This is a genomic window from Pseudomonas sp. REP124 (genome assembly GCF_020164475.1).
Taxonomy (GTDB): Bacteria; Pseudomonadota; Gammaproteobacteria; order Pseudomonadales; family Pseudomonadaceae; genus Aquipseudomonas.
Genome location: NZ_JAIQWX010000027.1, coordinates 16,472 through 38,117, shown reverse-complemented (window position 1 = coordinate 38,117; position 21,646 = coordinate 16,472). Strand labels below are relative to the sequence as shown.

Here is a 21,646-nt window from a genome sequence, read left to right as displayed (position 1 = left end):
CCCCTGATTATTTTTGTAGGACAAACCCTAAAGGCGCTTCAGAAAACACCCGACAGGCCGATGGTTAGGCTGCATACCGCTTTCCAACCCTGTCCATCGGTGCTTTCCCATGTTCAATAAACGCTTGAAGCAGGAGCTGCTGGCTCTACGCGAAGAACTCTCCAGCCTTCAGCAAGTGAAGGAAAGCCTGGAAAGCGAGATGCTGGTACTGACCCTCGACCCTGATGGGCGGGTGCAGTCGGTCAACCAGAACTTCCTCGGTGAGATGAATTATCGCAGCGGTGACTTGATAGGTCGGCACATTGAAGACCTGGTCCCGGATCATGTGAAAACCGATGACTTCCATCACCGTTTCAAAGCTGCACTGACCCGCGGCGAGCACTTCGCCGGTGCCGTTCGCCTGTTGCGCGGAAGTGGAGAGGAAGCATGGTTGCGCTCGATCGTGCAGCCTGTGCGCTCGGCGGATGGCCGGATCCGGCATTTTTCGATCTTCTCCAGCGACCTGACCCGCACCATTGAAGCTTCTCGCGAACATGAAAACCTGATCGGCGCGCTGGTGCGTTCGACGGCGGTGATCGAGTTCGACCTCAATGGCACCGTGCTGGCGGCCAATGATCGCTTCCTGTCAGGCATGGGTTACAGCCTGGCGCAGATCAAGGGCAAACATCACCGCACCTTCTGCCGCCCGGAAGACGCCAACAGTGCCGATTACCAAAACTTCTGGCGCCGCCTGAACGCAGGTGAGTATGTGGCCGACCGTTTCCAGCGTGTAGACAGGCATGGTCGTACAGTCTGGCTGGAGGCGTCCTACAACCCGGTGGTCGATGCCAACAACAAGCTCTACAAAGTGGTGAAATTCGCCACTGTGATCACCGATCAGGTCAATCAGGAACAAGCCGTAGCGGAAGCGGCGAACATTGCCTACAGCACCTCGCAGCAAACCGACCAGAGCGCCCAGCGTGGCAACGCGGTGGTAACGCAGGCGGTGGACGTGATGCGAGACCTGGCCAAGCACATGCAGACCGCAGGTGATGGCATCGAAGCGCTGAACGAACAATCACTGGTGATTGGTACCATCGTCAAAACCATCAGCGGCATTGCCGAACAGACCAACCTGCTGGCGCTGAACGCCGCCATCGAAGCGGCCCGAGCCGGTGAGCAAGGACGAGGTTTTGCGGTCGTGGCGGACGAGGTCCGGCAACTGGCCTCACGCACCAGCCAGGCCACCGATGAGATCGTGCTGGTGGTGCGGCAGAACCAGGAGATGGCGCGCAATGCCGTGGCCCTGATGACCGACGGCAAGCTCCAGGCGGAACAGGGTCTGGCGCTGGCGGCAGAGGCGGGCACGGTGATCGTCGAGATTCAGGACGGTGCGCAGAAAGTGGTCAATGCGGTGGGGCAGTTTGCCGATCAGCTGGCGAGCTGATTCGTAAAAGATCACAGCCTGCGGCAGCTCCAGGATGCTCCGCAGGCTGCGATCTTTTCATTTGGGATGTCGCTACAATCGGCTCATTTCCCCAGGAGCAGACATCCATGAGCGTTTCCCACCGCCGGCCGGTTCCCTTGTCCAAGGCCTATCGTTTGCTCAACCACGGGCCGACCGTGCTGGTCAGCGCGACCCATGGTGGCGAACGCAACATCATGGCCGCAGCCTGGGCCATGCCGCTGGATTTCGAACCGCCGAAAATCGCCGTGGTGCTGGATAAATCCACCTGGACCCGGCAACTGATGGAAGCCTCCGGCACTTTCGTCCTCAACGTTCCCTGCGCCGCCCAGGCCGATATCGTGCAAACCGTCGGCTCGACCTCCGGCCTGGAACTGACCAGAGAACACGGCCGAGATAAATTCCAGATCTACGACTTGCCCACCTTCGACGCCGAGAAGATCGACGCGCCGATGCTCGAGGGCTGTGTCGCCTGGCTCGAATGCAAGCTGCTGCCCGAACCCGGCAACCATCAGCAATACGACCTGTTCGTCGCCGAAGTGATCGCCGCCCAGGCCGACGAGCGCGTGTTCAGTGACGGGCGCTGGCACTTCGAGGGCCATGACGCGCTGCGTACCTTGCATCACGTCGCCGGCGGACACTTTTTGACCATTGGCGCGCCGGTGGACGGCAAAGCGTTGCAGCCCTAAACACACTCACATCGAGGCCAGGCAATGAGCAAGTTGCGTGTAGGAATCATCTTTGGCGGCCGCTCGGCCGAGCATGAAGTGTCGCTGCAATCGGCGAAGAACATCGTCGATGCCCTGGACCGTTCGCGTTTTGAGCCGGTCTTGATCGGCATCGACAAACAAGGGCACTGGCATCTCAACGATCCTTCGAACTTCCTGTTGAATCAGGAAAATCCGGCATTGATCGCCCTGAATCAATCCAACCGTGAGTTGGCGGTCGTGCCCGGCAAGACCAATCAGCAATTGGTGGAAACCTCCAGCCAGGAGCTGCTGGGGCACGTCGATGTGATCTTTCCGATCGTCCACGGCACCCTCGGCGAAGACGGTTGCCTGCAAGGCCTGCTGCGCATGGCGGACCTGCCCTTTGTCGGCTCCGATGTGCTGGGTTCGGCGGTGTGCATGGACAAGGACATCAGCAAGCGCCTGCTGCGCGATGCGGGGCTGGCGGTCACGCCGTTCGTGACCCTGACTCGCCGAACTGCAGCGCACACGACTTTTGCCGAAGTGGTCGCTAAGTTGGGCCTGCCCCTGTTCGTCAAGCCGGCAAACCAGGGCTCATCCGTGGGCGTGAGCAAGGCGGTCGATGAGGCCGAATACAACGCGGCAGTCGAGCTGGCGCTGGGGTTCGATGAAAAGGTGCTGGTCGAGTCCGCCGTCAGTGGCCGTGAAATCGAATGCGCGGTACTGGGCAACGACAGCGCCATCGCCAGCGGTTGCGGCGAGATCGTGGTGCACAGCGGCTTCTACTCCTACGACAGCAAATACATCGACGACAAGGCTGCCGAAGTGGTGGTCCCGGCCAACATCAGCAAGGAAGCCAGCGAGCGCATCCGCGCGATGGCAGTCGAGGCATTCGAGGTGCTGGGCTGCTCCGGGCTGGCGCGGGTCGATGTGTTCCTCACCGAGAGCGGCGAGGTGCTGATCAACGAAATCAACTCCCTGCCAGGATTCACCCGCATCAGCATGTACCCGAAACTTTGGCAGGCCGCGGGCATGACCTATAGCGAACTGGTCACGCGGCTGATCGAGCTGGCGCTGGAGAAGCATGAGGCTCGCCGGGCTTTGAAAATCAGTCGCTGAGCGAGTCGCCTGATCAAGCCTCTTTCATCGGCTTGATCAGGCTCTGGGCCGGAATGCCAAAAAGCTCATGGAGTTTCCAGATCATCGGCAGGGTCAGTGCACGTTTGCCGTTGAGCACTTCATAGACTCGATTGGTACGGCCAATGGCTGGCGCAAGATCGGCAGCGGACAGACCGGATTGCTCCATGCGGAATTTAATCGCGTCGATCGGATTGGGCAGATCCACTGGAAAGTGTTTCGCTTCATAAGCTTCGATCAGCGTGATCATTACCTCGAAGTAGTCACCTTCAGCGGTCTCGGGCTCGGGTTCGTTGTCGAATAGAGCAGACACATTCTTGAGGGCCTCACGGTAGTCCTCTTCGGTACGAATGGGATGAATGTTCATGGTTACTCCATCTCGACGGTGTCGGCGTCGTCATAGTGCGCAGATTGTTGGGGGGAGCACTGGAACCAACTTTACTGAAACAGCCTCGATTTGCGGGTAGGAGCCTGCCGAATCTGAAAGCGAACGGGCACCCGCATTCATAAAAAAGGGCCTACCTCCCAGTAAGCCCTTTCCCACACTCACGTAAGACTCAATCCCCCAACGCTTCCCCCTCACGCCGGGGGTCGGCGCCTCCTGTCAGTGAGGCCTTGCCCTGTGCGTCCTTGACCCGGACGATCGCCTGGGTGCCGCTGGTCATGTCGATTTCGCTGACGTTGTGGCCTTTGTCCTTCAGGGCCTGGATCAGTGCCGGGCTGAATTGGCCTTCCTCGAGTTCTGTCGGGCCGTTGCGGCTGCCGAAGTTGGGCAGGTTGATGGCGGATTGTGCGTCGAGGTTCCAGTCGAGCAGGCCGATGGTGGTCTTGGCGACGTATTCAATGATTTGCGATCCACCGGGGGAGCCGACGCTGGCGACGAATTCGCCGCTCTGGCGGTCGAAGATCAGCGTCGGGGCCATGGAGGAGCGTGGGCGTTTGCCCGGTTCGACGCGGTTGGCGACCTTTTTTCCGTGCTCTTCAGGGATGAACGAAAAGTCGGTCATTTCATTGTTGAGCAGGAAGCCCTGAACCATCAGGTGCGAGCCGAAGGCGGATTCGATGGTGGTGGTCATGGAGACCGCCCCACCCTGATCATCCACCGCCACCACTTGCGAGGTGGAGATTCGCAGCGGCGAACGATCCGTCGCGAACGCCACCTTGATGCCCGGCGGCGTTCCGGGTTTGGCTGTGCCCATGCTGCGATCGCTGATCAGTTCGGCGCGGCTGGCCAGATAGGTGGGGTCCACCAGGCCTTTGACGGGCACCGGCACGAAGTCGGTATCGGCCACGTACTGGGCGCGGTCGGCGTAGGCCAGGCGCTCGGCCTCGGAGGTCAAGTGCACTGCGTCTGGAGATGGCTCGATGCCCGCAGGAGCGCTGGACTTGACCGGTTTCAGTGGCGCCAGGGCAAAGCGCTTGTCCTGAGCCTCGAGGGCTTGCAGAGTGCCGAGGATCTGCGCGACGGCGATCCCGCCGGATGACGGCGGCGGCATGCCGCACACTTGCCAGCTCTTGTAGTCGGTGCACAGTGGCGCGCGCTCTTTGGCGCTGTAGCCCTTGAGGTCATTCAGCGACAGGCTGCCCGGGTTGGCGTGGCCCTGGACCTTGGCGACGATTTCCTCGGCGATGGGGCCTTTGTAGAGGGCGTCCGCGCCTTCGCTGGCGATGCGCCGGAAGACGTTGGCCAGTGCCGGGTTTTTCAGGCGCGTACCGACGGCTTTCGGGGTGCCGTCGGCATTCAGGAAGTACGCCGCCATGTCGGGCGAAGTGCGCAGCTTCGAATCCGAGGCGATCAGCAGATGAAGGCGCGGCGAGATGGCGAAACCTTGATCGGCAAGTTCGATAGCTGGTTCGAACAGCTGCGCCCATGGCAGGCGACCGTGTTTTTGATGGGCCAGTTCAAGGGCGCGCAACACGCCCGGCGTTCCCACTGAGCGACCGCCGATCTGTGCTTGGGGAAATGACATCGGTTGCCCGTCGGCCTGTAGGAAAAGCTTCTCCGTTGCGCCAGCCGGTGCCGTTTCCCGGCCATCGTAGGTACGCACGGATTTGCCATCCCAGAGCACGATCAACGCGCCGCCACCGATGCCCGATGATTGCGGTTCGACCAGGGTCAATACCGCCTGCATCGCAATCGCCGCATCGATCGCCGAACCGCCGCGACGCAGCATCTCTCGCCCGGCTTCGGCGGCCAGCGGGTTGGCGGCAGCGGCCATGTGCCTGGAGGCGTGGCGGGTTTGCAAGTCGGTGCGGAAACCGGAAGCGTTTTCCGGGGCCTGGGGCAGGGTCGAAACCGAGGGTGAGGAGGGCGGTGCGTTGCAGGCGGCCAGTGTTAACGCAGCGACCATCAGCGACAACGCTGGCAGACGAAAGTGGAAGGCTGAAAACATGCGCGGAGGCCTCTGTCCTTGGGAAAGGTTCAGGGACTTTATCCACCGTTGTGAAGTGGCGCAAACCGCGTCCTACGCCAACAGCGCTTTTATCCTTCATCAATCGGTGGAATTTCTGTAGGGTCATTGCCGATAGCCCGCCAGAAAAATCTATAAGAGGCCGACATGCAGACCGATTTCCCGACCCAGCCGAGCTACCGTTCCCAGCGTGAACAATTCCTCGCGGCGGCCAGCGCAGCCGGAGCGACGCTGACCGAGTACCCGCATCCGCTCAAGGGGCCGTTTGGCGAGAATCTGAGTACGGATGTGGCGGTGCTTGGCGATCCCAGCGCCAAACGCCTGTTGGTCGCGCTCAGCGGCACTCACGGCGTCGAAGGGTTCTATGGCTCGGGTTGCCAGATCAAATGGCTGCAGGACCTTGGCAAACGTGTGTTGCCGGACGATGTCGCGGTGGTGATGATCCATGCGATCAACCCGTGGGGTATGGCGTGGCTGCGTCGGGTCAACGAAGACAACATCGACCTGAACCGCAATCACCTGAATTTCGACGGGCCGTTGCCGGACAACCGGGCCTATGACGCACTGCACGGCATCTATGGTTGCCCACAACTGCAAGGTCCGGAGCGTGATCAGGCCGATGCGCTGCTCAATGAACAGATCCACCAGCACGGTTGGTCGGCGGTCATGTCGATTGTAGAGGGCGGGCAACACGGGCACGCCGATGGCCTGTTCTACGGCGGGCTGGCGCCGAGCTGGTCGAACCGCACGCTGCACCGGATCCTGCAAGCGCACCTGAGCCATGCCGAGGTTGCGATGTGTTTCGACCTGCACACCGGTGCCGGGGAATACGGGCATCCGATGCTGCTGACCATCACCGAAGCCGCTTATCCGGCGCTGGCCGATGCCCAGGCGATTTATGGTCCGTGGCTCTACACCTTGCACACCGGTGCCGGCACGGTGAGCGAAACCGGCGTGGCGGCGACCGCGACCGGCTATACCTCGCAGGCGCTGATCAATGCATTGCCGCAGGTGCGGATGATGCCATTTGTCATCGAATGCGGGACTTATCCCGGGCCGGACGTGCATCGCCATCTTCGCGATGACCACTGGCTGCACCTGCATGGCGATCCAAGCGACGCGACGGGGCGCGACATCAAGCTCAATCTGCTGGAGCAGTTCTTTCCCGCTGACAGCGACTGGCAGGCGATGGTCTGGCTGCGCACGTGGCAGATCTGGGAGAAGGCGTTGGCGGCGCTGCCGACGATTCGCACCTGAAATGAACAGTACGGAACGTTTTTACCGTTCCGTACGACAGGGCACTTTTCTTGGGGCATAAAAAAACGGCCTACCTTGCGGTAAGCCGTTTTTAGTACTTGGTGGCTACACAGGGACTTGAACCCCGGACCCCAGCATTATGAATGCTATGCTCTAACCAACTGAGCTATGTAGCCAAGTGGCGCGCATTATTCACCGGTAATGCAGATGCGTCAAGCGTAATTCCAAAATATTTTTCTACATTTTCAACCGCTTATCCTCCCGAGCCGGAAAAACGGCCCGGGGAGGGCGTCAATTGAGCTGGAACCTGCCGGTATTCGCGCTCAGGGCCTTGCTGCCCTGGCTCAAGGTGTCGGCTGCAAGGTTCACCGCTCGCGCGCCTTCCAGCAAGCGAACCGCCGCCTGGTCGACTTGCTGGATGTTGCCGCTGACCTCGTCGGCCGTGCTCGCTTGTTCATCGACCGCCGAGGCGATCTGCGCCAGGGTGTCGGTGACGCCCTGAACGGCGCTGGCAATTTCTCCCAAACGCTCGCCAAGCCCGGTGACGGCTTGCGCATCGGATTGTGCCTGGCCGCAGGCGGCTTCCATCAGGCTGACCGCTTCATTCACCGTTGTGCGCAAGCTGTCGACGGTTCCGGCGATTTGCGCGGTGGAGGACTGGGTGCGTTGCGAGAGGCTGCGCACCTCGTCGGCCACCACCGCAAAGCCGCGACCCTGTTCCCCGGCGCGAGCGGCCTCGATGGCGGCGTTCAATGCGAGCAGGTTGGTTTGCTCGGCGACGCCGCGAATGGTGTCGACCACCAGTTGAATCTGCTGCCCCTGCTCACTGACGCGGCCCAGGGCCGCTGCGGTGTCGTTCAGGCGCTGATTGAGTTGCTGGATGCTCGCCGTAGTGCGTTGGCTGTCACGGCTGCTGTCGGCGGCGATGCGTCGGGTGTGCTGGGCGCTGCCGGAAGCTCGCTCGCAGCTCTCGGCGACCCCTTGGGAGGTGGCGGCCAGTTGCGTGGCGGCTGCGGCGATCTGGCTGATCTGCAACTGCTGGGCTTCGACTTCGCCCAGGGCATCGCTGGAATGGTGATTGAGGGTTTGGACCGCGTTGCTCAATTGCGAGGTTTCGTGATCGACACCCAGCAGGCTGCTGCGCAATTGCACGACGGCGACATTCAGGGCCGTACTGATGGCGGCCAGTTCGTCGCGACCCTGTACCGGCGCCTGCAAACTCAGATTGCCGTCGCGCAGGCCTTCGGCGAGCAGGGTGATGCCGCTGGCGCTGCGGCGGATCGACGCCTGCAGACAGATGAACAGGTACAAGGCTGCTAGCAGCAGGATGCCGAACACGCTCGCCACCAGGATGAACTGGCGAATCGCCGAACCATGGTAGTAGTCCAGGCGTTGATCCAGTGACATCAGAGATTGCTGGCGCAAGGTTGCGAGATCGGCGAGCAAGGCGTCCATGCTGCGCTCGAAGTCTTCCGGCTTGAGGTTGATGCTGCCGCCGAAAACGCCGTCATCGAGGACTTTCAGGCCGCCGTCCAGACGCTTGAGGCTGTCCTGATACTGCCCGGCCCAGGTTTGCAGGGCGCTGGGCAGCCGCGCTTCCAGCAGGCTCGCGGTTTTCACCAACTGTTCGCGGGCGTCACCGATACGACTGCGCAAGTCGCGAAGTTGCAGGCGGCTTTGCAGGGTGAATTGCCCGGATACCACCGAAGCCTGGCCAACCGCCGCCAGGCGACCGACCCGCTCGATCAAATCCGGTGCGTGCTGAGTGGAGATCTGCGTCAGCAAATAGGTTTCCAACCATGGCGCCAGTGTCAGGCGATTGTCCATGGCGATCTGTTCGCGCAGGGCTTGGAGGGCGCTCAAGGCGTTGGTGAAGCGATCGTAGCCGTCAGGCCACCAGCCGACACTGCCCAGGCTTTTGGAGTCCAGGCCATCGAGGGCCTTTTGCAGCGCTTGATAGCGAGCCAGGGTTTCGCCTTCGGCGCCTTCCTTTTGCAGGGTGTTGCTCAAGTCCAAAGTTGCCTGGGCGACCACGGGTTGAGCCGCATCGAACGCGGCCACGGCGGCGAGGGTGGCAGGCGTCGGCTGACGGTTGGTTTCAGTGGCGCGCCAACGGGCTGCGCGATCGCGTTGTGCCGCCAGCAGGTTATCCAGTGCATCGAGGGCCAACAGTTGCCGAACCCCGGCACGTTCGCCGGAGATCAGGTTCAATTTGTCGCGATAGTCCTGGCCGATCATCCACAAGCTGCCGGCCAGTGGCAGGATGAACAACAGAAACAACAGCTGGAATTTGCGTGCGAAGCCGAAACGTCCCAGCAGTCCGATCCCCGGTGATAAAAAAGCCTGCATGCCCCACGACTCCCCTGGACACCACGCACCATTGGCGTGCGTCGAGGTGCGTACGTCCTCGACCGGTGCCCGTTTAAAGGCCTCGAAACTTCACCCTCGTCAGCTCTGTAGGCCGACTCTGTGGCGAAACTTCCCATTCTCGGTCCCCTTTGTAAGGGGCCGCGTTTAAGCGGATAAACAAGGCAAGATTCAGACCATGGCGATGGGCTATCAGCGTTGCGCCGATGAAGTCGATGTTGTCGGCAGATCTGGCAGATTTGAAACAGAGAATCCGGGCACGACACAAATCCCCTGTGGGAGCGGGCTTGCTCGCGAAAGCGGTGTGTCAGTCACCATCAATACTGAATGTACCTGCCTCTTCGCGAGCAAGCCCGCTCCCACAGGAGACCGTGATTGGTCTGGAATGATCAGGCACAAAAAAGCCGCGCATGAGCGCGGCTTTTTCTTGAGCGGCAGTCTTACACGTTGAAACGGAAGTGCATCACGTCGCCGTCTTTAACGATGTAATCCTTGCCTTCCAGGCGCCATTTACCGGCTTCCTTGGCGCCAGGCTCACCCTTGAACTGGATGAAATCGTTGTAGGCGATCACTTCGGCGCGGATGAAGCCTTTTTCGAAGTCGGTGTGGATCACGCCGGCGGCTTGTGGTGCGGTGGCACCGACGCGCACGGTCCAGGCGCGGACTTCTTCGACACCGGCGGTGAAGTAGGTCTGCAGGTGCAGCATTTCGTAGCCGGCGCGGATCACACGGTTCAGGCCAGGCTCTTCGAGGCCCAGGGCTTCGAGGAACATGTCTTTCTCTTCGCCATCATCCAGTTCGGCGATTTCCGCTTCGATCTTGTTGCAGACCGGAACGACCACAGCGCCTTCTTCTTCGGCAATGGCCATGACCACGTCCAGGTGCGGGTTGTTCTCGAAGCCGTCTTCAGCGACGTTGGCGATGTACATGACCGGCTTGGTGGTCAGCAGGTGGAAGCCCTTGATCACGCCTTTTTCATCGGCGCTCATGTTCTTCATCAAGCTGCGCGCAGGCTTGCCTTCGGTGAAGTGAGCGATCAATTGCTCCAGCAGACCCTTCTGAACTACAGCGTCCTTGTCACCGCCCTTGGCATTGCGCGCGACTTTCTGCAGTTGCTTCTCGCAGCTGTCGAGGTCGGCGAAGATCAGTTCCAGGTCGATGATCTCGATGTCGCGTTTCGGGTCGACGCTGTTGGAGACGTGAATCACGTTCTCGTCTTCGAAGCAGCGGACCACGTGGGCGATGGCATCGGTTTCGCGGATGTTGGCCAGGAACTTGTTGCCCAGGCCTTCACCTTTCGACGCGCCGGCCACCAGGCCTGCGATGTCGACGAATTCCATGGTGGTCGGCAGGATGCGCTTTGGATTGACGATGGCTGCCAGGGCATCCAGACGCGAATCCGGCATCGGCACGATACCGCTGTTGGGCTCGATGGTGCAGAAGGGGAAGTTCTCGGCCGCGATACCGGATTTGGTCAGGGCGTTGAACAGGGTGGACTTGCCGACGTTAGGCAGGCCGACGATGCCGCAATTGAATCCCATGGTGTTTCCCCTCGGAGTAGAGTCAGGCCTTCTGGCTGTGCAGGTTTTTCATCGCACGGTTCCATTCACCGGCGAGGATATCCGGCAGCACGCCGAGGGCAAAGTCGATGCTGGCATCGAGTTTTTCCTGTTCGGCGCGTGGCGCACGACCCAGGACGAAATTTGAAACCATGCTGGCGACGCCCGGGTGGCCGATGCCAAGCCGCAGGCGATGGAAAGTGTTCTGATTACCCAATTGCGCAATGATGTCGCGCAATCCGTTGTGACCGCCATGGCCGCCACCAACCTTGAGCTTGGCGACGCCCGGAGGCAGATCGAGTTCGTCATGCGCCACCAGGATTTCTTCAGGCTTGATGCGGAAGAAACCGGCGAGTGCCGCCACGGCCTGGCCGCTGCGGTTCATATAGGTGGTGGGAATCAGCAGACGAACATCCTGACCCTGGTGCGAATAGCGCCCGGTCAGGCCGAAATATTTGCGATCGGCCACAAGATTCACACCTTGTGCGTTCGCGAGGCGCTCAACAAAAAGGGCCCCTGCGTTATGCCGGGTCTGTTCGTATTCGGCGCCTGGATTTCCCAGGCCAACGATCAGTTTGATGGCAGTCACGATAGGGGCCCTTCCTTGAAGTGGTGGATAACATCGCCGCGAAGGTTTCGAGCGGCGAAAGTGGACGAAAAATGCTCATTTACCATGAATGTAAACTCCGCGTTCCCGCCCGCTTTCTCGCTACGTTCCAGTCCGCGATGTTTCCGTCACTCCGGCGTACAGAGTGAAATTACTCTGCAGCGCCTTCTGCAGCTTCTGGAGCAACACGTGGTGCGTGGACGTTGGCAACTGCCTTGTCATCGCCGTGTGCCAGAGCAACAAACTCAACGCCTTTAGGAGCCTTGAGGTCGGACAGGTGAATGATCGCGCCGACTTCGGCGTTAGCCAGGTCAACTTCGATGAATTCAGGCAGGTCCTTGGCTTCGCAGGAAACTTCGATCTCGTTCAGAACGTGAGAAATTTCGCCGCCTTTCTTGACCGGAGCTTCTTCGTTGATGAAGTGAACCGGTACTTTTGCAGTCAGTTTCTGGCCAGCAACAACGCGAACGAAGTCAGCGTGCATGATGAATTGCTTGGCTGGGTGACGCTGCATCGCTTTAACGATGACGTTCTGCTTGGTGCCGTCGACGTTCAGCTCGATAACGTGGCTGTAGGCAGCTTCGTTTTCGAACAGTTTGGCGATTTCCTTGGCCACGATGGTCAGGGATTCAGCAGGCTTGTCACCACCGTATACAACGGCTGGGATGTTCAGAGCGTGACGCAGGCGGCGGCTCGCACCTTTCCCCAGGTCAGTACGCGCTTGAGCGTTCAGAGTAAAGTCAGTCATTTTGTATCTCCAAAATAGCCATCACCGGTTGGCGTTTGCGACCAGCGCCAGACACGGTATGGGCAAAAAAGCCCCGCCCCGACAGTGATGCCGGGGCGGGGCGCTTTTCGTCAACGGGATGTTCTGGAAGGGCAGGGCCCTTAGCGGAACATCGCGCTGATCGATTCTTCATTGCTGATGCGGCGGACCGCCTCGGCAACTACCGGTGCGATATCCAGTTGACGGATACGCGCACAGGCTTGTGCTGCAGCGGACAGCGGAATGGTGTTGGTCACCACCAACTCGTCCAGCACGGAATTTTCAATGTTCTCGATTGCCCGACCCGACAGCACAGGGTGCGTGCAGTAGGCGAAAACCTTGGCAGCGCCATGCTCTTTCAAGGCCTTGGCCGCGTGGCACAGGGTGCCGGCGGTATCGACCATGTCATCGACCAGGATACAGGTACGCCCTTCGACATCACCGATGATATGCATCACTTCAGAGTGATTGGCTTTCTCACGGCGTTTGTCGATGATCCCGAGATCCACGCCCAGGGATTTGGCAACGGCACGTGCACGCACGACGCCACCAATGTCCGGGGACACGATCATCAGGTTTTCGAAGCGCTGATCTTCGATGTCATCCACCAGAACCGGGGAGCCGTAGATGTTATCTACCGGAATATCGAAGAAGCCCTGAATCTGGTCAGCATGCAGATCAACCGTGAGAACACGGTCGATGCCGACTACGGTGAGCATGTCAGCAACGACTTTCGCGCTGATAGCCACACGTGCGGAACGCGGACGGCGATCCTGACGGGCATAACCAAAGTAAGGAATAACAGCAGTGATACGAGTAGCCGAGGAGCGGCGGAAGGCATCAGCCATCACTACCAGTTCCATCAGGTTATCGTTGGTCGGAGCGCAAGTCGGCTGAATAATGAAGACGTCTTTACCGCGAACGTTTTCATTGATCTCGGCAGTAATTTCGCCGTCGGAGAACTTACCGACAGAGATGTCACCGAGAGGGATATGCAGCTGACGTACGACACGCCGAGCCAGATCGGGGTTAGCGTTCCCCGTAAAGACCATCATCTTGGACACGCGCAGTACCTGAAGGCTGAGGGTATACCTGGATGAGTATAGGAAAATGGCAGGGGCGGCTGGATTCGAACCAACGCATGGCAGGATCAAAACCTGCTGCCTTACCGCTTGGCGACGCCCCTGTATCTGTTGCAACGAGTACCCGGTACTCGGTTCCTTTAGAGCAGACTTTGAAGCTTGCGGTGCAACATCGAAACGTTGCTTCCTTTTGCTACAAAACCTGTAAGGGTCTCTGTAAGAAGGGCCGAGACTTTATCAGCTTCAGCTTTGCTTGGGAAGCCCCCAAACACACAACTTCCAGTCCCGGTGAGTTTTGCTTCGGTAAATTTACCTAGCAAATTCAAGGCATTACCAACCTCTGGATAACGTCTCGCTACCACCGGCAAGCAGTCATTACGACTGTTTCCCTCAGGAACGGGGCGCACTTTAATGGGCGGCGTGTTACGTGTCAACAACGGATCTGAAAAAATTTCCGCTGTGCTTACAGAGACTTGCGGCACCAGTACGACGTACCAGGGTTCTTCTGGTTCGACGGGGGTAAGTTTCTCGCCCACGCCTTCGGCAAAGGCCGCATGGCCGCGAACGAAAACCGGAACGTCGGCCCCCAGCGTCAGGCCCAGCGCGGCCAGCCGGTCTGCATCCCAGCCCAGTTGCCAGAGATGGTTGAGACCCAGCAGGGTGGTTGCGGCATTCGAACTGCCGCCACCGATCCCGCCGCCCATGGGCAGGATCTTGTCGATCCAGATATCAATGCCCAGGGTGCAGCCCGATTGTTCCTGAAGCTTTTTTGCCGCCTTCACGATCAGATTGCTGTCATGAGGAACGCCTTCGAATTCGGTGTGCAGCTGGATCACCCCGTCTTCGCGCAGGGCAAAGGTGATTTCGTCGCCGTAATCGAGGAACTGAAACAGCGTCTGCAATTCGTGATAACCGTCTTCACGGCGACCGAGAATGTGCAGCATCAGATTGAGCTTGGCCGGGGAGGGCAGTGTCAGGCGAGGGGTCGACATCTCATTGCCCCAGCTTGCGCGGTTGCCAGGCCTTGATCACCAGCGTGACATCAAGGTCTGTGCCGTGCAGCTTGATCCGCTCGGGCAACCAGTAGCCATTTTGCTCGGTGTAGGCGGTGTATTCGACCTGCCAGCCATCCTGCTCCAGATTGGCCAAGCGACTGTCGCCGTCCAGCGTCAGGCGGCTCTTGCTGGCCGGCGCCGGCAGCCCGCGCACCCACCAGGCCAGATTGGACACCGGCAACTTCCAGCCCAGTTGTTCTTCGAGCAGCGCATCCGGGCTCGGAGCCTCATAGCGACCCTGGTTGGCGACTTCCAGCGACACCTTGCCCGGCCGACCGGTCAGGCGAGCGGCACCGCGACCCAGCGGGCCGGAAAGGCGAATGTCGTAGTAATCCTGGCGCTGCAACCAGAACAGCGTGCCGCTGCCCGAGTCTTTCGGTGCGCGAATGCCGATCTTGCCGTCGATCTGCCAGCCGTCCAGGTTGGTCAACTGCTCTTTGTGTTCGCGCCACTGCGCGGGGTTGCCGTGCCCCTCGACCGATTCGCGGGCACTGAAACCCGCACAACCGGCGAGCAGGGCGATGAAGCTGAAAACGATGATGTGACGCAAAAACATGATTTTAGAGAGTCTCTGAACCGGTCAGGCGCTTGATGGTGCTGCGCAGGATAGGGCTGTCGGGTTGTGCCTTGAGGAACTTGTCCCAGATTTGCCGAGCTTCGCGCTGTTTGCCGCTGGCCCACAGGACTTCGCCCAGGTGTGCGGCGACTTCCTGATCGGGGAAGCGTTCCAGGGCCTGACGCAGCAGGCGTTCGGCTTCGTCCAGGTTGCCTAGGCGGAAATTCACCCAGCCGAGGCTGTCGAGTACCGCCGGATCTTCCGGATTGATCTGGTGTGCCTGTTCGATCAGGGCCTTGGCTTCGGCATAACGGGTCGTACGATCGGACAGGGTGTAGCCGAGGGCGTTCAGTGCCATCGCATTGTCCGGGTCGCGTTTGATGATCAGGCGCAGGTCTTTCTCCATTTGCGCCAGGTCATTGCGTTTTTCCGCCTGCATTGCCCGGGTGTACAGCAGGTTCGGATCATCCGGATATTGCTGCAGCGCCTTTTGCAGAACCTGCCAGGCCTTGTCGCCTTGTTTGTTGGCGGCCAGGGTTTCGGATTCGATCAGATACAACTGGATCGCGTAGTCCGGTTGTTCGTCGCGCTGGGCGGCCAGTTTGCTCTGGGCTTCGGCGGTCTTGCCGTTGTTCATCAGGATATCGGCCTGACGCAATTGCGCCGGCAGATAGTCGTTGCCAGGTCCGACCTGGCCGTATTCGATCAGAGCGCCCTGTGGATCGTTGCGCTCTTCGGCGATCCGGCCCAGATTCAGGTGCGCTGAATCGACGTGGCTTTCCCGGGCGATCAGGTCTTCCAGGTAGCCCTTGGCTTCATCCCACGCCTTGGCTTCCAGGCAGACCAGCGCCAGTGAATAACGCAGTTCGTCGTCTTCCGGGTATTGCTGGACGAGGCTGGAGAACTCGGCCTTGGCGTCATCCATGCGGTCCTGTTCGACCAGCATGCGCGCGTAGGTCAGGCGCAGCCGCTTGTCGTCCGGGTACTTCTTGATGCTTTTTTGCAAGAGCGGCAGGGCTTCATCGCTGCGGCCGAGGGATTGCAGCAGGCGAGCGCGCAGCAGAATCGGGGCGATTTCGCCGTCCTCCGGCGGATTGTCTTCCAGCAGGGTCAGCGCTGCGCGGGAGTCGCCATCCTGCTGCAGCAGCAAGGCCTTGCCGAAGATCAGCTGGCCATTGTTCGGGTGACGTTGCAGCAGACGGTCGAAACTCTTCATCAGACCGTTGCGGGTGTCCTGGTCGGTATCCGCCGCGGACAGAGCCAAAAAGTCGAAATGGGTGTCGCCCTTGCCCTGCAGGACTTTCTCCATATAGACCATCGAGTCGTCATAACGCCCGGCGCGCGCCAGTTGCACGGCGGCGGCCCGTTGCGCCTCGAGATCGTCCGGGGCGTTTTTGGCCCAGATCAATGCAGTGTCCAGGGCCGGCTGGTCGGCGCCCAGGTACTCGGCGATGCGAAATGCCCGTTCGGACACGCCCGGATCCTGGGTGTTGATCGCCTGGGTCACGTAATTGTCCAGGGCAATGTCGAAGCGATTACGCTGACCTGCAAGTTCAGCGCTCAGCAGACTGAAGACCGTGTCCTGGCTGAAGGAGCTGTAAACCTTGGGTTTTTCAGGTGCCGGAGTGCTGTCTTCGACTGGCGAGGCGCCATCGGGCGATACCGGGGCCATGGCCTGGCAGCCGGTGAGGAAGACAAAAGCGAGGAGCAACGCGGAGGATCTATTCATATAGGAAGAGGGCGACTAACCTGCGGTCGGGCCATCATGACACAAGCTTTCGGTCAAACATAACCGGCCCGCCAATTTACCGATTTCACCGCGATGGCGTCCGCTTAAACGAGAACGTCTCGCAATCGCCGGCGATCTCTACCGGGGCGATAGATATCGGGTAGTTGTCCTGAATCTGACGAAGTAGGACAATTGCCGGCTTCACGTCACCATCAGCGACTTTGAATGGCCTTCCTCGCACTCGGTATTAACCACAAGACTGCTTCAGTAGACGTCCGCGAGCGCGTGGCCTTTACCCCTGAGCAGCTGGTTGAGGCCCTGCAGCAGCTCTGCCGACTCACCGACAGCCGCGAAGCTGCGATCCTCTCCACCTGCAATCGCAGTGAACTCTATATAGAACAGGATCACCTGTCGGCCGAAATCGTGCTGCGCTGGCTGGCCGAATACCACCATTTGAGCTTCGAAGAGCTGCGCGAAAGCGCTTATATACACGAAGATGATGCGGCAGTTCGTCACATGATGCGCGTCGCCTCCGGGCTCGACTCGCTGGTGTTGGGCGAACCGCAGATCCTTGGCCAGATGAAGTCGGCCTACGCCGTGGCCCGCGAAGCCGGCACCGTCGGTCCGTTGCTCGGGCGGCTGTTCCAGGCCACGTTCAACGCGGCCAAGCAGGTACGTACCGACACCGCCATTGGCGAAAACCCGGTTTCCGTGGCGTTTGCCGCGGTCAGCCTGGCCAAACAGATTTTCAGCGACCTGCAACGTAGTCAGGCCCTGTTGATCGGCGCTGGCGAGACCATCACCCTGGTCGCCCGCCATCTGCATGACTTGGGCGTAAAACGCATCGTCGTGGCCAACCGCACGCTGGAACGCGCCAGCATCCTGGCCGAACAGTTCGGCGCCCATGCGGTGCTGCTGTCCGACATTCCGGCAGAGCTGGTGCGCAGCGATATCGTCATCAGTTCGACCGCCAGCCAATTGCCGATCCTTGGCAAGGGCGCCGTGGAAAGTGCCCTGAAACTGCGCAAGCACAAGCCGATCTTCATGGTGGACATTGCCGTTCCCCGGGATATCGAACCTGAAGTCGGCGAGTTGGACGACGTTTACCTCTACAGCGTCGACGATTTGCACGAAGTGGTCGCCGAGAACCTCAAGAGCCGTCAGGGCGCCGCGCAGGCCGCCGAAGAAATGGTCTCGGTCGGCGCCGAGGATTTCATGGTCCGCCTGCGTGAGTTGGCGGCGGTGGACGTGCTCAAGGCCTATCGTCAACAGAGCGAACGCCTGCGTGACGAAGAACTGCAAAAGGCCCAGCGCCTGCTGGCCAACGGCGGCAGTGCCGAAGAGGTACTGGTGCAACTGGCCCGTGGCCTGACTAATAAACTGTTGCACGCCCCAAGCGTGCAGTTGAAAAAGCTCTCTGCCGAAGGGCGCCTCGATGCGCTGGCGATGGCCCAGGAACTCTTTGCCCTCAATGAGGGCTCATCGGAAAGCTTTTCGGATAAGAAATCGCAATGAAAGCGTCACTGCTTAAAAAGCTGGACATTCTCCAGGACCGTTTCGAGGAATTGACCGCCTTGCTGGGCGACGGCGAGATCATTTCCGATCAGACCAAATTCCGCGCCTATTCCAAGGAATACGCGGAAGTCGAACCGATCATCAGCGCCTATCAACAGATGCTCAAAGTGCAGGGCGACCTCGAAAGCGCCCAGGCTCTGCTCAAGGACAGCGACCCGGACATGCGCGAAATGGCCGTGGAAGAAGTCCGCGAAGCCAAGGAGCAACTGGTCGAACTGGAAGCCAGCCTGCAACGCATGTTGCTGCCCAAGGATCCGAACGATGGACGTAACGTGTTCCTCGAAATCCGCGCCGGTACCGGCGGCGACGAGGCGGCGATCTTTTCCGGCGACCTGTTCCGCATGTATTCGCGCTACGCCGAGCGCCGCGGCTGGCGCGTGGAAATTCTCTCGGAAAACGAGGGTGAGCACGGCGGCTACAAAGAAGTCATCGCCCGGGTCGAAGGCGAGAACGTCTACGGCAAACTGAAATTCGAATCCGGCGCCCACCGCGTGCAGCGCGTTCCGGCAACCGAATCCCAAGGTCGGATCCACACCTCGGCTTGCACCGTGGCCGTGTTGCCCGAGCCTGACGAGCAGGAAGCCATCGAGATCAACCCGGCGGACCTGCGCATCGATACCTATCGATCCTCCGGCGCCGGTGGTCAGCACGTCAACAAGACCGATTCGGCGATCCGCATCACCCACTTGCCGTCCGGCATCGTGGTCGAGTGCCAGGAAGAGCGCTCGCAGCACAAGAACCGTGCGCGGGCGATGTCCTGGCTGTCGGCCAAGCTCAACGATCAGCAGACCAGCGCCGCCGCCAACGCCATTGCCAGCGAGCGCAAGTTGCTGGTGGGTTCCGGTGACCGTTCCGAACGCATCCGTACCTACAACTTTGCCCAGGGTCGTGTGACCGATCACCGCGTCAACCTGACGCTGTACTCGCTCGACGAAATCCTCGCCGGGGGTGTCGATGCGGTGATCGAGCCGTTGCTGGCCGAGTATCAGGCCGATCAATTGGCAGCGATAGGTGAGTAAATGACGATCATCGCCAGTCTGTTGCGCGCCGCCGATCTGCCTGACTCGCCCACTGCGCGTCTGGATGCCGAATTGTTGCTGGCGGCTGCGCTGGGCAAGTCCCGCAGCTTTCTGCACACGTGGCCCGAGCGCATCGTCCCCAGTGAAGCGGCGCTGACGTTCTCCAATTATCTGCAGCGCCGTCGTGGCGGTGAGCCGGTGGCTTACATTCTCGGGCAGCAGGGCTTCTGGAAGCTCGACCTGGAAGTCGCACCGCACACCCTGATTCCGCGTCCGGACACCGAGTTGCTGGTGGAAGCCGCCCTAGAACTGTTGCCCGCCACACCGGCCAAGGTCCTGGATCTGGGCACCGGAAGCGGCGCCATCGCACTGGCGTTGGCCAGTGAACGTCCGGGGTGGAAAGTCACCGGTGTGGACCGCGTGCTCGAAGCAGTCGCTCTGGCCGAACGCAATCGCCAACGCCTGCATTTGAACAACGCCACAGTGCTCAGCAGTCACTGGTTCAGTGCGCTGCAAGGCCAGCGTTTCCAGTTGATCATCAGCAATCCTCCTTATATTGCCGCCGCCGATCCGCATCTGGTCGAGGGGGACGTGCGCTTCGAGCCGGCCAGTGCATTGGTGGCCGGTGCCGACGGGCTCGACGATCTGCGTTTGATCATTGATCAGGCGCCGGATCATCTGGAAACCGGTGGCTGGTTGATGCTTGAACACGGTTATGATCAGGCCGAGGCAGTGCGCGATTTGCTGCTGACCCGCGGCTTCGAAGAAGTCCACAGCCGCACCGACCTGGGCGGCCACCAACGCATCAGTCTGGGACGCCTGCCGTGCTGAATGATCAGGAATTGCTGCGCTACAGCCGACAGATCCTGTTGGCCCACATCGACATCGACGGTCAGTTGAAACTCAAGGACAGTCGCGTGCTGATCGTCGGTCTGGGCGGTCTTGGCGCTCCGGTGGCGCTGTACCTCGCGGCGGCGGGTGTCGGTGAGCTGCATCTGGCGGACTTCGACACGGTCGACCTGACCAACCTGCAGCGCCAGATCATTCACGACACCGACAGCGTCGGCACCACCAAAGTCGATTCGGCGATCAAGCGCCTGACGGCGATCAATCCCGAAGTCCGGCTGGTGGCCCATCGAGCAGCGCTGGATGAGGACTCGCTCGCGGCGGTGGTGGCCGGGGTGGATCTGGTCCTCGATTGTTCCGACAATTTTTCCACCCGCGAAGCGGTCAATGCCGCTTGCGTCGTGGCGGGCAAACCGCTGGTGAGCGGCGCGGCGATTCGTCTTGAGGGGCAGCTGTCGGTGTTCGATCCGCGCCGCCCCGAGAGTCCGTGCTACCACTGTCTGTACGGGCACGGCAGCGAGGCCGAACTGACCTGCAGCGAAGCTGGTGTCGTCGGTCCGTTGGTGGGGATGGTGGGCAGCTTGCAGGCGCTCGAAGCGCTGAAGTTGCTGGCTGGATTCGGCGAGCCGCTGGTGGGACGCCTGCTGTTGATCGATGCGCTGGGCTCGCGTTTTCGCGAGTTGCGGGTCAAGCGTGACCCGGGCTGCAGTGTCTGTGGCTCAACGCATGCGTGAAGCGCCGATCGGCGTTTTCGACTCCGGTGTCGGCGGGCTTTCGGTGCTGGCCGAGATCCAGCGCTTGCTGCCCAACGAATCGCTGTTGTACGTCGCCGATTGCGGCAATATTCCTTACGGCGAAAAGTCGCCGGAATTCATCCAGCAGCGTTGCAGTGCCATTGCCGACTTCTTTCAAGGGCAGGGCGCCAAGGCGTTGGTGCTCGCCTGCAATACCGCCACCGTTGCCGGTGTCGCGGATCTGCGGCGCGATTACCCCGAATGGCCCATCGTCGGTATGGAGCCTGCGGTCAAGCCGGCCGCAGCCGCGACCCGCACCGGCGTAGTCGGTGTGCTGGCGACCACAGGCACTCTGCAGAGCGCCAAATTCGCCGCATTGCTCGACCGCTTCGCCAGCGATGTGCGAGTGATCACCCAGCCTTGCCCTGGACTGGTGGAGCTTATCGAAAGTGGCGATCTGCATAGCGCGGCCTTGCGCCAATTGCTGGAAAGCTATGTTCGGCCGCTGCTCGCCGCTGGCGCCGACACCATCATTCTCGGCTGCACCCATTACCCCTTTCTCAAGCCGCTGCTCAAGCAGATGATCCCCGATGACATCAGCCTGATCGACACCGGAGCCGCCGTCGCGCGACAACTCCAGCGCCTGCTGGCCGAGCGCGAATTGCTCGCCGAAGGACCTGCCCGCCAGGCGCAATTCTGGAGCAGCGCCGACCCTGCGCATTTCACAAAAATATTGCCGATCCTGTGGCATAACTGCGGTGTTGTGCAAAGCTTTGAAAGGTAGTTTGGGGAAATTCGAAATTAGGGTGAACT

19 protein-coding genes, 2 tRNA genes and 1 pseudogene are annotated in these 21,646 nt (G+C 60.4%); 10 read left to right on the top strand and 12 right to left on the bottom strand.

Annotation, left to right across the window (positions count from 1 at the left end):
- Window positions 1–109: 109 nt before the first annotated feature.
- From K9857_RS30515 to ddlA, 4 genes and pseudogenes are all read left to right on the top strand, one after another.
- Window positions 110–838, top strand: a pseudogene (locus tag K9857_RS30515) (PAS domain-containing protein); the annotation flags it as partial.
- A complete protein-coding gene (locus K9857_RS30510; protein WP_411961553.1) occupies window positions 818–1,426 on the top strand; it encodes a methyl-accepting chemotaxis protein in 609 nt (202 codons plus the stop codon). The pseudogene K9857_RS30515 and the gene K9857_RS30510, both read left to right, overlap by 21 nt.
- A gap of 107 nt (window positions 1,427–1,533) precedes the next feature.
- Window positions 1,534–2,133 (top strand): flavin reductase family protein, encoded by a 600-nt coding sequence (locus tag K9857_RS09455; protein ID WP_224535166.1) that lies wholly within the window; start codon window positions 1,534–1,536, stop codon window positions 2,131–2,133.
- 24 nt (window positions 2,134–2,157) lie between these two features.
- Entirely contained in the window at window positions 2,158–3,252 is a 1,095-nt protein-coding gene (gene ddlA / locus K9857_RS09450) for a D-alanine--D-alanine ligase (protein WP_224535164.1), read from the top strand.
- Between the two features lie 13 nt (window positions 3,253–3,265).
- On the opposite strand, the gene K9857_RS09445 is transcribed toward ddlA, so the two are convergent.
- Both K9857_RS09445 and ggt read right to left on the bottom strand, forming a co-directional pair.
- Window positions 3,266–3,637: a type II toxin-antitoxin system HigA family antitoxin gene (locus K9857_RS09445; RefSeq protein ID WP_224535162.1), complete on the bottom strand. Its 372-nt coding sequence runs from the start codon at window positions 3,635–3,637 to the stop codon at window positions 3,266–3,268.
- A gap of 190 nt (window positions 3,638–3,827) precedes the next feature.
- Window positions 3,828–5,663, bottom strand: a complete 1,836-nt coding sequence (gene ggt / locus K9857_RS09440) for a gamma-glutamyltransferase (RefSeq protein WP_224535160.1) — start codon at window positions 5,661–5,663, stop codon at window positions 3,828–3,830.
- A gap of 165 nt (window positions 5,664–5,828) precedes the next feature.
- On the opposite strand from ggt, the gene K9857_RS09435 reads away from it, so the two are divergent.
- Window positions 5,829–6,938, top strand: coding sequence for a DUF2817 domain-containing protein (locus K9857_RS09435; RefSeq protein WP_224535157.1), 1,110 nt, complete (start codon window positions 5,829–5,831; stop codon window positions 6,936–6,938).
- 99 nt (window positions 6,939–7,037) lie between these two features.
- Here the strand turns inward: K9857_RS09435 and K9857_RS09430 are convergent.
- From K9857_RS09430 to K9857_RS09385, 10 genes are all read right to left on the bottom strand, one after another.
- Window positions 7,038–7,114: transfer RNA gene (locus K9857_RS09430), tRNA-Met, on the bottom strand.
- Window positions 7,115–7,229: 115 nt separating this feature from the next.
- Window positions 7,230–9,287, bottom strand: a complete 2,058-nt coding sequence (locus tag K9857_RS09425; RefSeq protein WP_224535155.1) for a methyl-accepting chemotaxis protein — start codon at window positions 9,285–9,287, stop codon at window positions 7,230–7,232.
- Window positions 9,288–9,745: 458 nt separating this feature from the next.
- Entirely contained in the window at window positions 9,746–10,846 is a 1,101-nt protein-coding gene (gene ychF / locus K9857_RS09420) for a redox-regulated ATPase YchF (RefSeq protein WP_224535153.1), read from the bottom strand.
- Between the two features lie 22 nt (window positions 10,847–10,868).
- Entirely contained in the window at window positions 10,869–11,453 is a 585-nt protein-coding gene (gene pth / locus K9857_RS09415) for an aminoacyl-tRNA hydrolase (RefSeq protein ID WP_224535151.1), read from the bottom strand.
- Window positions 11,454–11,622: 169 nt separating this feature from the next.
- On the bottom strand, window positions 11,623–12,219 hold the full coding sequence (locus tag K9857_RS09410) for a 50S ribosomal protein L25/general stress protein Ctc (protein ID WP_224535149.1): 597 nt from the start codon (window positions 12,217–12,219) through the stop codon (window positions 11,623–11,625).
- A gap of 140 nt (window positions 12,220–12,359) precedes the next feature.
- Window positions 12,360–13,301 (bottom strand): ribose-phosphate pyrophosphokinase, encoded by a 942-nt coding sequence (locus tag K9857_RS09405; RefSeq protein ID WP_003171603.1) that lies wholly within the window; start codon window positions 13,299–13,301, stop codon window positions 12,360–12,362.
- A 47-nt stretch (window positions 13,302–13,348) separates the two neighbouring features.
- Window positions 13,349–13,423 (bottom strand) — tRNA-Gln (locus K9857_RS09400).
- Between the two features lie 36 nt (window positions 13,424–13,459).
- Window positions 13,460–14,311 carry a 4-(cytidine 5'-diphospho)-2-C-methyl-D-erythritol kinase gene (gene ispE, locus K9857_RS09395; protein ID WP_224535147.1) on the bottom strand — a complete coding sequence of 284 codons (852 nt, stop codon included), beginning with the start codon at window positions 14,309–14,311 and terminating at the stop codon, window positions 13,460–13,462.
- Between the two features lies 1 nt (window position 14,312).
- Entirely contained in the window at window positions 14,313–14,930 is a 618-nt protein-coding gene (lolB, locus tag K9857_RS09390; RefSeq protein ID WP_224535145.1) for a lipoprotein insertase outer membrane protein LolB, read from the bottom strand.
- A gap of 4 nt (window positions 14,931–14,934) precedes the next feature.
- The gene (locus K9857_RS09385) at window positions 14,935–16,659 is read right to left on the bottom strand and encodes a tetratricopeptide repeat protein (RefSeq protein WP_224535143.1); all 1,725 of its coding nucleotides are present in this window, start codon (window positions 16,657–16,659) and stop codon (window positions 14,935–14,937) included.
- A gap of 225 nt (window positions 16,660–16,884) precedes the next feature.
- Here K9857_RS09385 and hemA point away from each other — a divergent pair, with 225 nt between their 5' ends.
- Genes hemA through murI form a run of 5 tightly spaced genes read left to right on the top strand, consistent with a single transcriptional unit; the run spans window position 16,885 to window position 21,617 of the window.
- Window positions 16,885–18,174 carry a glutamyl-tRNA reductase gene (hemA, locus tag K9857_RS09380; RefSeq protein WP_224535141.1) on the top strand — a complete coding sequence of 430 codons (1,290 nt, stop codon included), beginning with the start codon at window positions 16,885–16,887 and terminating at the stop codon, window positions 18,172–18,174.
- Window positions 18,171–19,253: a peptide chain release factor 1 gene (gene prfA, locus K9857_RS09375; protein WP_224535138.1), complete on the top strand. Its 1,083-nt coding sequence runs from the start codon at window positions 18,171–18,173 to the stop codon at window positions 19,251–19,253. Before hemA ends, prfA begins: the two co-directional genes overlap by 4 nt.
- A complete protein-coding gene (gene prmC / locus K9857_RS09370; protein WP_224535136.1) occupies window positions 19,254–20,084 on the top strand; it encodes a peptide chain release factor N(5)-glutamine methyltransferase in 831 nt (276 codons plus the stop codon). It begins immediately after the preceding gene.
- On the top strand, window positions 20,078–20,833 hold the full coding sequence (locus K9857_RS09365) for a molybdopterin-synthase adenylyltransferase MoeB (RefSeq protein ID WP_224535134.1): 756 nt from the start codon (window positions 20,078–20,080) through the stop codon (window positions 20,831–20,833). Before prmC ends, K9857_RS09365 begins: the two co-directional genes overlap by 7 nt.
- Window positions 20,826–21,617: a glutamate racemase gene (gene murI, locus K9857_RS09360; RefSeq protein WP_224535132.1), complete on the top strand. Its 792-nt coding sequence runs from the start codon at window positions 20,826–20,828 to the stop codon at window positions 21,615–21,617. Before K9857_RS09365 ends, murI begins: the two co-directional genes overlap by 8 nt.
- Window positions 21,618–21,646 lie beyond the last annotated feature (29 nt).